Genomic DNA, 11,163 nt, shown 5'->3' on the forward strand with positions numbered 1-11,163 from the left:
TGTGCTCGCGGATGTGTTGCGGGCGGTGCCACGGGGTGTGCGTCCGCGGGGGTGGCCCACGTGTGCGATGCGCCGGCCGTGCCGCTCGGCGGTGGGGTCGTCCGGTGGAGCCGTGGGTCACATGTGCGGGGCGGGGCGGCCGAGCAACCGCAGCGCACAGGCCGACAGGCACAGCGCGGCGACGCCGCAGCACAGCGGCAGCGCCGCCCCGGGTGGCAGCCGCAGCAGTGCCGCCGCTCCGGCGCAGCCCGCCGCCAGGACACAGATCCCGGCCGGCGGCCAGGCCGCCCCGAACGCCTGGAGCAGCAGCGCCGTCCACAACGTCGCGGCCAGGAGCAGCAGTTCCGTCGGTGGCGCGCCGGTGACCAGCGCCGCGGGCAGCAGCGGCGCCAGGTAGGCGAACAGACACAGGCCGAGGATGCCGGCCGAGCGCAGCAGGAACCCGGTGGGTGCAGTGGCCCGGCGCAGCGCCGCCACCGACCAGCCGCGGTAGCGGTACAGCAGCCACTCGGCCGGTCCCATGCTCACCGTCAGCGCGATCACCGCGTACGGGTGCCGCCGCCCCTCCAACAGCACCAGGACCGCCGCGGCCAGGCCGAACAGACCGTACGGCAGGGACACCGCGAGGCGCGGTCGCGGGCCGTCGGCGGCGGCCGGCACCGCGAGGACGCCCCACAGCGCCCGGGCCGTGGCCGCCAGGGTGGCCGACAGCGCCAGCAGCGGCAGCCCGGCCCGCGGCAGCGTCCCCGGCTCCCACCACGGCAGCAGCGCGGCGCCGACGGCCAGTGGGGAGAGCGCGGCCAGGAGCCACCGCTCCCGGGCCAGCACCAGCAGCACTCCGGCCGCCGCCAGGTACGCCGACTGCGCCGCCACCACCCACAGGACCGTCGTGCCGCCGGTCAGCGGGGCCGCGGCGATGGTGGCCAGGACGGCGCCCAGCGGGGCACCGGTCAGCAGGGTGCGGCCGGCCTCCCGGCGGCCGGTGGTCATCCGCAGGTGGGCGCGGTGGCCGAGGGCCTGGCCCCACGCCCAGGAGACGATGCCGGCCACGACGAGCGCGGACAGATGGGTGCCGGGCTGCCACAGCGGTCCGGCCAGCAGATAGGCCAGCCCCGGCAGCGCGAACAGGACGCCGCGCAGCAGGCAGCGCACAGTATCCGGCCGCCACGGGTCGCTCGCCGGCGCGGGCTCGGGGAAGGTGCGCGGGACCCGCTCGTACAGTGCCGAGGCCAGGGAGAACAGGTTCGGGTGTCCGTACCGGTGCCGGATGACGTCGGCGGACAGGCCTTCCGCCTCCAGCAGCGCGGCGACCTCGTAGGGGTGGACGGCCGGGCCGATGCGGTCGGCCAGTTCGGCGGCGAGTCGGCTGATCTCCTCCTCGTCGGGGCCGAGTCGCGGCAGCCGCAGGGCGAGGGTGCTGTCGTCCGTCCTGCGCGGCCGGAGGCGCCGGGGGGCGGCGAGGCGGATCGCCAGGGTGTCCTGCTCCGCGCCGCCCGGTTCCAGGGACAGGGGCCCGCTCATATCGCCACGCTCCCCGGGACCGGTCCGGCCGGGGACGCCGGCGTTTGCCCGTCGGCCGGTGCCGGGGCGAACGTCGGGACGCCCGCCGGGGCTCCGAGACCTCCCGGAACTCCGAAAGGTCCCGGATGTCCCGGGCTTCCCGAGCGTCCCTGCCCTCCCGGGTCTCCGGGGCCGCCCGCGGGTGCGGGACGCATCGCGCCCGCCGGGACGGTGAGCGCGTCGGCCCGGGGCACCGGCGCCGCGACGGGAGCCGGCGTCTGCCGCCGTCCCTGCGACAGTTCCAAGTAGATGGAGCGGAACGTGTCGATGGTCCGGCGCAGTGTGAACTGCTCGATGACCCGCAGCCGGGCCGCCTCGCCCATCGCCCGGCGGCGTCCGGGATCGCCGAGCAGCCGCAGCGCGGCGGCGGCCATGGCGGCCGGGTCGCGCGGCGGCACCACCAGGCCGGTGTCGCCGACGGCCTCCCGCACCCCGCCCACATCGGTGGAGACGGTGGCCCGCCCGCACGACATGGCCTCGATCAGCGTGAACGGGAACCCCTCGCTGATGCTGGACAGCATCACCACGTTGCCGGCGGCGTAGGCGTCCTTGATGTCCTCCACCCGGCCCTCGAAGCGGACGGCGTCCGCCTGCCCGAGTTCGGCGGCCAGCGCCTCGCAGCGCTCCCGGTAGGCCTCGCCGCCGCGCGGCGTGCCGCCGAACAACCGCAGCCGTGCCTCGGGGAGTTCGGCCCTCACCAGGGCGAAGGCACGGATCAGGGTCTCCAGATCCTTGATCGGATCGACCCGGCCGGCCCAGCTGAGCGTGGGCGTCTCCGGCTCGGGTCCGGCCGGCGGGAACGCGGCCGGATCCACGCCGTTGTAGACGGTGCGGATCGCGTGCGGATCGGCGCCGCCCTGCTCCTCCCACAGCCGGTTGTAGCGGTTGCCGGGGGTGATCAGCGCCGCGCTGCGGTAACTCTCCTCGGCCAGCAGCCGGAAGAAGCCGAGGACGACCGCCTTCACCGGCCACCGGTACGGCGCGGTGCGGTAGCCGAGGTAGCGCTCGCGCAGATAGACGCCGTGCTCGGTCAACAGCAGGGGAACGCCGTGCTGTTCGAGCGCGGCAAGACCGGGCAGCACGGCGACCCCGCCGCTGACGGCGTGGGCCACCCCGCCGTCCGGCGGCGGCGCGGCCAGCGGCCGCAGCGCGTGCTCCAGCAGCCCGGTGGCGGTGAGCGCGTCGTGCAGGGTCGGCCGCGCTTCGCGCACCACCAGCCCGGGCCGGTTCCACACGGCGCTCAGCACGGAGACCGCCTGGTCGCCGCGGAGGAAGGTGCTCAGCGCTCCGTCGGCGGCGGCGCGCGCCATCGTGTACAGCGCGGGGGCGAAGCCGTCCTCGGCGCACGGATCGACCAGCGCGGTCAGGAACCGTTCGTAGGCGGCGGCGAGCCGGTTGCGGGCACGTCCGCGTGGCGGACGGCCCTCGGGCGGGGCGCCCCACATGGGGACCGACAGCACACGGGTCACGTGCGCGGGCAGCTCCCACACGACGGGCTCCCGGCCGGTGCCGGTGACGGCGAGCACGTCGAACTCCAGGTCGGGCATGCCCTGGACGAGCTGGTCGCACCAGACGCTGACGCCGCCGTGACTGTGGGGATAGGTGCCTTCGGTGAGCAGGGTGACGCGCGCCGGGTCGGTGCGGCGCGCGCCGTGGTGAACGTGCATCCAGGTGCTCCACGGCCGAGGAGTGGGGTGGTCGTGCCGGTCCCGGCCGCGTCGCGGCGGCCGGGGCCCGGTGGTCGGCGGTGCGCCCTTCAGCTCGCCGTGGCGGCCGGACGGCTCACTTCCGCGGGCACCTGGGTGCGGGGCGCGGGAGCGGTGACCGGACCGTGGCCGGCAGCGCCGTGGACGGCGGCGGGCGCCGGGGTGGACGACGCGACGGTGAGGGTCAGCGGCTGCCCGGCGGAGGGCGTCCAGCCGGAGACCGCGCCCGCGTACGGCGTGCCGAACGGGGTGCCGTTCAGGGTGGTGCCGGTGGGCAGGGTGGCGGTGACCTCCACACCCTTCGGGGCCGTCACCGTGACCGTGTCGCCGATGCGGTACGCGGTCACCTGACCGGCCTGCACGGCCGCCTGCCAGGCGGCGCGCCGCTTCAGTTCGATGCCGATGTCCTTCATCCGCAGGTTCACCAGGGGGGTGTCGTCGGTGAACAGGGCGTGGTAGCCGTCCAGCACTCCGTTCAGGACCGGGTAGGCGAGGCGGTCCTCGGCGAGGTTGGACTGGTGGATGAAGTGCGGCTTGGGGTCGCCGGCCAGGACGTGACCGAGGGCGATGCGGGTCTCCAGCGGCACGATGTGGTCGGTGTAGCCGGTGGCGGTGTCCAGCGGGGCCGGCAGGCAGGTGGTGGTGGCCGGGTTGTCCTCGCAGATGCCGCTGCCGCCCTGCGCGCGGCTGGTGTAGATCCAGTTGTACTCGTCGACCTGCTCGCTCGCGTGCCCGGCGTTGTAGAAGACGTTCATCGGGTAGCGGGAGATGGTCGTGGCGGGACCGACCTGACGCTGCACCGGGTCACGGGAGTTGTCGGAGGCGAGCCAGGCGACGCCGTTGTCGGAGAGCGCCGGGCCCAGGTAGGGGTTGTCGGACGGCTGCTGCGGCAGGAGCTTCAGCCCGGAGTGCTCGCCGGTGACCAACTCGTCGTTCTGCAGCGGCAGTCCGGCGCTCTGCCCCCACACGCGGTTGAGCGCGATCTCGTCGGAGATGTCCTGCCGACTGACCCACTTGGTGCTGCCGTCGGCGTTGGTCTCGCACTTCCAGGGCACCACCGTGACGTCCTGCCGGCAGCCGAGGAAGGCGTGCGTGTAGGTGTGGTTGATCCAGCGGAACTTGTCGCGGTCGGCGATCAGCTTGTCGGCGAGCTGGTCGACGCCGTTGTCGTCCGCACGCTGGTCGACGCTGCCGGCGCCGTTGTAGGCCAGGTCGAGGGTGAAATCGTGGTCCCGTTCCCACGCGGTGGCGTGGTCGACGTCGGCCGGGGTCATGCGGATGGGATCGGGGGAGCCCTCGCCGATGGGGCAGTCGACGTCGCCCGGCGTGCAGTTGAGCTGCGTGTCCCAGCGGTCGTCGGCCGCGAACACGTCGTCCACGTGCACGGCGAAGTAGTTGCGGGTGGCGCCCAGGTGCACCCCGCCGGTCATCCACTCCGTGATGCCGCGGGCCAGCAGGCGGAACTGCTCCTGGTACTGGTTGTAGACGAAGGTGACGACCAGTTCGCGCCGTCCGTCGTGCCGGTACTCGCCGACCAGCGAGCCGCGGGTGGACCGGCCCGGGATCGGCGCCTCGACGTACGGGGTGAAGTCGGCGCCCGGCGCCGGCTGCGCGAGGTAGGCGTAGCTCTCGCCGACGGTCGGGGAGTTGTCCTCGAAGGGCACGGCCCCGTCGAGATAGCCGAAGGGGCCCGCCTTGCCCGCCGCCGTCACCTGCGCCTGGACGCCGTCGATGCTGCCCGAGTAGCCGCCGGCGGTCGGGTATTGCAGTCCCGCCTCGGGGCGGGCGTAGGTGTAGGCGTCGACCTGCGGGACGCCGTAGGTCCGTTCGTAGGCCGCGAGGGCCGTCATCTCGGCGGAGCCCGCCGGGAACGGGTTGTCGTTGGGCAGGACGACGGCCTGGTATTTGGCCCGCGGACGGCCGTCCACGGTGTCCGCGAGGAAGCCGGCGTCGATCACGGGTCTTCCGGACTGCGTCAGGTCGATCTCGGTGTAGGGCGTTCCGGCGGTGTCCAGCTCGGCGGCTATCGCGTCGGTGGCGGGGCCGCCGTCGCTGACGATCAGCGTGCGCAGATCGACGCGGGGCGCGGTGGCGTCGGCCTGCGCGGCACCCGTGGGCAGCCCCAGCGCGGCGACGAGCGCGCCCACCGTGAGCGCGGTGGTGCGAATGGTCCGCTTCATGCGGTGAAGTCCTCTCCCCCCGGGCAGGGGTGAGCACTGCTCCGCAGAGCGGACGCACCCCCTTGCGCGACGCCGGCATCCCCTCGAAACCGGTCGTCACGCATCCGTCGCGTCATATGGTGATGGGTTTGTGTGACTTCTGTGGCCGTGTTGCGCGTCCTGACGTAAAAACGCAGGTGACCACGGCGTCGACTCGGGACCTGGAGCGCCCTTGCGGTGGCCCTGCGTCAGCCGTGGCACGAGAGGGCCCGCAGGGCGGGCTTCGCAGGTCAGAGCGGGTGCGCCCCACCGGCGGACCGTCTCCGGCCGCCGATGGGGCGCCCGTCGGCACGGGCCGCGCCGGCCCGCCGGCTTCCGGCCGAAATCAGGCCGTCGCTGACGGTGCCCGCGGACCTCAGGCGCAGGCCACCCGGACGTCCGGCGTGTAGACCGGGCCGCCGCTGGTGTTCGTGCTGTCGCTGAACTCGGCGTAGTAGTACGAGTAGAAACCGATGTTGCCGTTGCAGCCCGAGTCGGCGGCGATCTGCAGGGTCAGGGTGACGGTACGGCTCTGGCCGGGCGGGATCGTCGCGCCGTAGTTGCCGCCGAGGTCGGCCGGGCCGGTGCCGGAACAGGGGGTGCTGCCGGCGGCCGTGGCCAGCGAGCAGCCGGTGAAGCTGTACTTCAGGTCGGGCCGCTGGGTGGTCAGCCAGGTCGGGTCGATCGTCTGGTAGACGAACCAGACGTCGTAGGTCCGGTTGTTGGTCAGCGTCATGGACAGCTGGACCGTGCCGCCGGGGGTGGTGGTCGCGGTGTCGGTGGAGAACGTCAGGGCGGCCGGGGCAGGGTCCGCGCTCGCACCGGGGGCGAAGCCGAAGACGGCGAGGACGAGACCGAGGACGGTGGCGGGGCCGAAGCGCCGCATCAGAGGTGATCGCATGGCCCGGGAGGCTAGGGAAGCGACAACCGCCCCGTCTGCCCCTCGTCTGCCGCCCCGCACCTCGCGTGGCCGAAGGTGTACGTGACGTGGAGGCGCGATGGGGAAGACGTGAGGAATTGTGTGCGACGGTCGAACACGCACTGTATCGACCTGTTGACGGGGTGGTTCCGCAGGGTCATCGGGTCTCGCCCCGGCCGGAATCCGAGGGTCCGCACGCGGTCACTTTGGCGCGTACCTGACGCTCGGAGCGCGACCGGGGGGCGTGGGTCCTCACCTGAGGGGCCCTCAGGTGAGCCACGGTCCGCCCCGCAGCCGTCACCCGTGCCGGCGCGGTGCTCCGTACCAGCGCCAGTCGGAGCGACGGGGCCGCTCGGCGGTCTCGAGGCGTCCGGTGGCCCACAGCAGGGTGGACGAGGCGCTGTCCGTGACCGGCACGTCCGGGAACAGCCGGACGAGAGCCCGGCGGCTCAAGTCCTCCGGTGGGACGCCGTCGCGTCCCACTCCCCGGGCGATGTCATACGTGTGCACGAGGGTCTCGACGACGCCCATGGCCGCGAACCCCTCCGGATCGGACGCGCCGAAGACGTGCGGGGCCAGCACCGTGGGGGCAGTGTTGTCCACGACGGTCGCGAGCAGGCCGCCGCAGGCCTCGACAACGGTGAGCAACCCCTCGGCGCCCGCCGCCGCATCACCGAAGACGACGTTCTCCGGACCCTCGGCCCGGTCCCGGGACAGGCGCAACGGCACCCGCCCGGCCCCCATCGGGTCCGCGAGCCCGAACCGCAGGGCGTAGGTGAGCAGGTCGTCCGCCAGGTGTTCCAGAGTCTCCCAGCAGGTCCACTCCAGATCCCCGGCGGGCGCGCCCCACCGGTCGGACGGCACGTCCGCAAGCGTCGTGAGGCAGTGAGCGACGGCCTCGCGCACGTGCTCCCCGCTCACCAGCACATCTGAATCGTCGAAATCCGGCATTGCCGCAGGTTACCCGAGTGCGACCGCCGTGGTGTCAGCCGTCCTGGAGCCCTGGGCGGCCGGCCTCCAGGACCAGGCTCCGGCGGGTCTGCACCGGTGCGCCGGGCGTCGTCACGTACGGCACCACCCGGTAGTCGGTCCGCCAGTGCCGCTCGTCGACGGTGCAGCGCAGGTAGCCGCGGCGGTTGAGGCTGTACTTCAGGTGGGGGTTGGACGGCAGCGTCGAGGTCGGGGTGTCGTTGCCGTCGCGGCCGGAGGTGATGGAGGTGCACACGAAGTCCGCCGCCAGGGGTGCGGAGTCCGGGTCCTCCATGTCTAGGGTGAGATCGTGGGCCATGTGCCAGTGCACGTCGCCCGAGAGGACGGCGACGTTCTCGACGCCCCGGTCGGCGATGGACTGCAGGATGCGCCGGCGTGCCGCCGGGTAGCCGTCCCAGGTGTCCATGGAACGACGGCGCACGGCCGGGTCGTTGTCCAGCTCCCACTGGCCCATGGGAACCTGCTGCGGCACCGCCTTCCACACCGCCGGGGACGTGGCCAGCCGGTCCAGCAGCCAGTTCTCCTGGTCCCGGCCGAGCATGGTGCGCTGCGGGTCGCTCCACTCCTCGCAGACGATCTTGTTGCCGTCTCCGCACGCCTGGTCGTCGCGATATTGGCGGGTGTCGAGCATCAGCAGGTCGACCGTGCGGCCCCAGCGCAGCCGCCGGTACATCTGGGCGTCGGGGCCGTTCGGCATCTGTGCCCTGCGCAGCGGCAGATGCTCGTAGTACGCCTGGAAGGCGGCGGCGCGGCGGGCGGCGAAGTCCGGGGTGCGGCGGATCACGCCGCAGACGCGGGGCCTGGCACGCCCCTCTGCGGCGTTGTCGTCACTCGCCGACGCTCCGCGTCGACTCCCTCCTCCGCCTTGCACAGGAACGCACCATGCCCCGCTCACCTGGGGAGGTCAGTCGCCGTGAGTTCCCTGCGACTTGATCCGCCGGACAGACCCTAAGCGCGCTGGCGCCGGTCCCGGCCCTAGGGATAACCCGCGACCGTGCACCCCGCTCCTTGTAGTCGTCCCCTCACGCGACAACAATGCACATGACAATGCGGCCGGAAGGTGTCCGGTCGCTCACGTCTGCAGAGGGGACCCCCACATGAACAAGCCTCTCCTGGCCGCGCTCGCCGCCGTGGCGGTCGCGGGCGCCGGTGCGGCACCGGCGGTCGCCGCACCGGCGGCACACTCCGCGGCAGCGGCGCATCCCACCGCGGACCGGCCCGCCCGGACCCCGCTCGTCGACGCCCTGCTCGCCGGCACGGCCAGGACGGCCAAGGCGGACGCGGCCAGGACGGCGAAGCAGGTGAGGGCGGCCAGGGCGCAGGCCGTCACCTTCGCCGGGACCGTCGCGCTGAGCAACTGCTCCGGCTCGGTCGTCCGCTTCCCGAAGTCGGCGGACACCGACCCGGCGCTCGTGCTGACCAACGGCCACTGCCTGGAGACCGGCTTCCCCGAGCCCGGCGAGGTCATCACCGGCCAGTCCTCCAGCCGCACCTTCGGCCTGCTGAACTCCGCCGGCACCAAGGTCGCCACGCTCCGCGCCGACCAGGTCGTCTACTCGACCATGACGGACACCGACGTCACCCTCTACCGGCTGACCACCACCTACGCCAAGATCAAGAGCGCGTACGGCATCAGCCCGCTCACCCTGAACGACTCCCACCCGGTCGCCGGCACCGCGATCACCGTGGTCTCCGGGTACTGGAAGCGGACCTACAGCTGCGGCATCGACGGGTTCGTCTACCGGCTCAAGGAGGGCGACTGGACCTGGAAGGACTCCGTCCGCTACACCTCCGCCTGCGACACCATCGGCGGCACGTCCGGCTCCCCGGTGATCGACACGGCCACCGGCAAGGTGGTCGCCGTCAACAACACCGGCAACGAGGACGGCGAGCGCTGCACGGTGAACAACCCGTGCGAGGTCGACCAGAGCGGCAACGTCACCGTCCGGCAGGGCATCAACTACGCCGAGGAGACCTACCAGATACCCGCCTGCTTCACCACGGGCAACCGGCTCGACCTGAACGCGGCCGGCTGCACCCTGCCCAAGCCCTGACACCTGGGGCGGCCGGGCGGCCGGTCACGCCGCACGGCGGCGCACCGCCCGGCCCGCCAGGACGTCCGTGCGGCGGCCGTCCTCGATGACGAACCGGCCGTCGATCAGGACGTACGGGATCCCGGTCGGCAGGGTGCGCGGCTCGGCGAAGGTGGCCCCGGGCGCGACCGTGTCCGGGTCGAAGAGCACCAGGTCGGCCCGGTGTCCCTCGCGGACCAGACCCCGGTCCGGCAGCCGCAGCCGGGCCGCCGGGCGCCCGGTGAGGTGCGCCACGCACTCCTCCAGCGTCAGCACTCCCAACTCCCGCACGTACCGGCCCAGATACTGCGGGAAGGTGCCGTAGGCGCGCGGATGCGGCTTGGTGCCCTGGAGGAGGCCGTCCGAGCCGCCGGTGTGCACGCGGTGGCGCATGAGGGCCCGGACGTTCTCCTCGTGGCCGACGTGCTGGAGGATCGTCGTGCCGAGCCGGTCGCCGACCAGCAGCCGTCGTGCCACCGTCCACGGGCTCTCGCCGCGCCGCGCGGCAGACTCCGCGACGGTGCGGCCGACGTACTCGGCCAGGCCCGGGTCGCTCACCCCGGAGATCTCGATCGTCTCCCACTCCACCGGCACCCCGTGGCAGCCGTCGGAGCCGGTGACCTCCAGGTCGTGGCGGATTTGCTCGGCCGTCGCCTCGTCGGTGAGCCGCCGCAGGATCCGCTCCGGGCCGCCCTCGCTCGCCCAGCTGGGCAGCAGGGCGACCAGGGTGGTGCAGCCGGGGGTGTAGGGGTAGGTGTCCAGGGTGATGTCGGCGCCGGCGGCGAGCGCGTCGTCCAGCAGCGCCAGCAACTCGGGCGCGCGGCCCTTGTTCGGGCCGAAGTTCATGGTGGCGTGGGCCAGGTGCAGCGGGCAGCCCGCCTCCCGGGCGAGGGCCACCATCTCCTCGTACGCCTTCAGCGCCCCGGCGCCGTAACTGCGGTGGTGCGGGCAGTAGTAGCCGCCGTAGCGGGCCACCACCCGGCACAGCTCGGTCAGTTCGGCGTCCTTGGCGTACATCCCGGGCGTGTAGGTGAGCCCGGAGGACATGCCGACCGCGCCCTGCTCCATGCCCTCGGCGACCAGTTGCCGCATCCGCTCCAGCTCCTCGGGCGTGGCCTCGCGGTCCTCCCAGCCCACGGTGAGCGCGCGGACCGTGCCCTGCGGGATCAGGTAGGCGGCGTTGACGGCGATGCCCTCGCCGTCGAAGCCGTGGTCGAGCCGGTCCAGGTACGCGCCGACCGAGCGCCAGGTGAAGTCGATGTCGTCGCCGTACCCGTTCCAGCCGGTGATCGCCCGGCGCACCTCCTCCAGGGTGCGGTCGTCGACCGGCGCGTACGACAGTCCGTCCTGCCCGATCACCTCCAGGGTCACGCCCTGGGCGGCCTTCGCGCTGTGGTCGGGGTCGCGCAGCAGCGCCAGGTCGCTGTGGGCGTGCATGTCGATGAAGCCGGGGCAGAGCACCAGGCCCTCCGCGTCCGGCTCGCGCCGCGCCGGGGGCGGCTGGCGGCCGGCCGCCGCGGCCTCCTTGCCGATCGAGACGATCCGGCCGTCCTTGACCGCCACGTCCGCGCGGTAGGAGGGGCCGCCGGTGCCGTCGACGACATCCGCGTCCCGGATGACGAGATCGGCGAAATCGGCGAGCTCGACCGGATCCATGAGGGGCCTCCTTCGAAAGAGGACAGAAGGGGAGTGGGGGAGGGGCGGCCCGGAACGGGAGG

General features: G+C 73.3%; 8 protein-coding genes. 1 reads left to right on the forward strand and 7 read right to left on the reverse strand.

Going from position 1 to position 11,163, the window contains the following annotated elements; all coding sequences use genetic code 11:
* Nucleotides 1-117: 117 nt before the first annotated feature.
* The 6 genes from GV126_RS30985 to GV126_RS31010 form a co-directional block, all read right to left on the reverse strand.
* The gene (locus GV126_RS30985; RefSeq protein WP_159672836.1) at nucleotides 118-1,521 is read right to left on the reverse strand and encodes a hypothetical protein; all 1,404 of its coding nucleotides are present in this window, start codon (nucleotides 1,519-1,521) and stop codon (nucleotides 118-120) included.
* A complete protein-coding gene (gene pelF, locus GV126_RS30990) occupies nucleotides 1,518-3,227 on the reverse strand; it encodes a GT4 family glycosyltransferase PelF (RefSeq protein ID WP_159672838.1) in 1,710 nt (569 codons plus the stop codon). The genes GV126_RS30985 and pelF overlap by 4 nt, the downstream gene beginning before the upstream one ends.
* 89 nt (nucleotides 3,228-3,316) lie before the next feature.
* The gene (locus GV126_RS30995) at nucleotides 3,317-5,446 is read right to left on the reverse strand and encodes a hypothetical protein (RefSeq protein WP_159672840.1); all 2,130 of its coding nucleotides are present in this window, start codon (nucleotides 5,444-5,446) and stop codon (nucleotides 3,317-3,319) included.
* Nucleotides 5,447-5,840: 394 nt separating this feature from the next.
* Complete coding sequence (locus GV126_RS31000; protein ID WP_236570195.1) at nucleotides 5,841-6,365, reverse strand: hypothetical protein; 525 nt, start codon at nucleotides 6,363-6,365, stop codon at nucleotides 5,841-5,843.
* Nucleotides 6,366-6,680: 315 nt separating this feature from the next.
* Nucleotides 6,681-7,334 carry a maleylpyruvate isomerase N-terminal domain-containing protein gene (locus GV126_RS31005; protein WP_185947406.1) on the reverse strand — a complete coding sequence of 218 codons (654 nt, stop codon included), beginning with the start codon at nucleotides 7,332-7,334 and terminating at the stop codon, nucleotides 6,681-6,683.
* Nucleotides 7,335-7,368: 34 nt separating this feature from the next.
* Nucleotides 7,369-8,157, reverse strand: coding sequence for an alkaline phosphatase D family protein (locus GV126_RS31010; protein ID WP_159672842.1), 789 nt, complete (start codon nucleotides 8,155-8,157; stop codon nucleotides 7,369-7,371).
* Between the two features lie 313 nt (nucleotides 8,158-8,470).
* Between GV126_RS31010 and GV126_RS31015 the strand changes: the two genes are divergently transcribed.
* The gene (locus tag GV126_RS31015; protein ID WP_159672844.1) at nucleotides 8,471-9,427 is read left to right on the forward strand and encodes a trypsin-like serine peptidase; all 957 of its coding nucleotides are present in this window, start codon (nucleotides 8,471-8,473) and stop codon (nucleotides 9,425-9,427) included.
* Between the two features lie 24 nt (nucleotides 9,428-9,451).
* Here the strand turns inward: GV126_RS31015 and GV126_RS31020 are convergent, their stop codons facing one another.
* On the reverse strand, nucleotides 9,452-11,101 hold the full coding sequence (locus GV126_RS31020) for an N-acyl-D-amino-acid deacylase family protein (RefSeq protein WP_159672846.1): 1,650 nt from the start codon (nucleotides 11,099-11,101) through the stop codon (nucleotides 9,452-9,454).
* Nucleotides 11,102-11,163 lie beyond the last annotated feature (62 nt).

It is taken from the genome of Streptomyces mexicanus (assembly GCF_902506575.1).
Taxonomy (GTDB): domain Bacteria; phylum Actinomycetota; class Actinomycetes; order Streptomycetales; family Streptomycetaceae; genus Streptomyces; species Streptomyces mexicanus.

Excerpts from the sequence above, each read along its gene's own strand:
- GV126_RS30985 (WP_159672836.1), bottom strand. The coding sequence starts at position 1,521 with ATGAGCGGGCCCCTGTCCCTGGAACCGGGCGGCGCGGAGCAGGACACC.
- pelF (WP_159672838.1), bottom strand. The coding sequence starts at position 3,227 with ATGCACGTTCACCACGGCGCGCGCCGCACCGACCCGGCGCGCGTCACC.
- GV126_RS30995 (WP_159672840.1), bottom strand. The coding sequence starts at position 5,446 with ATGAAGCGGACCATTCGCACCACCGCGCTCACGGTGGGCGCGCTCGTC.
- GV126_RS31000 (WP_236570195.1), bottom strand. The coding sequence starts at position 6,365 with ATGCGATCACCTCTGATGCGGCGCTTCGGCCCCGCCACCGTCCTCGGT.
- GV126_RS31005 (WP_185947406.1), bottom strand. The coding sequence starts at position 7,334 with ATGCCGGATTTCGACGATTCAGATGTGCTGGTGAGCGGGGAGCACGTG.
- GV126_RS31015 (WP_159672844.1), top strand. The coding sequence starts at position 8,471 with ATGAACAAGCCTCTCCTGGCCGCGCTCGCCGCCGTGGCGGTCGCGGGC.
- GV126_RS31020 (WP_159672846.1), bottom strand. The coding sequence starts at position 11,101 with ATGGATCCGGTCGAGCTCGCCGATTTCGCCGATCTCGTCATCCGGGAC.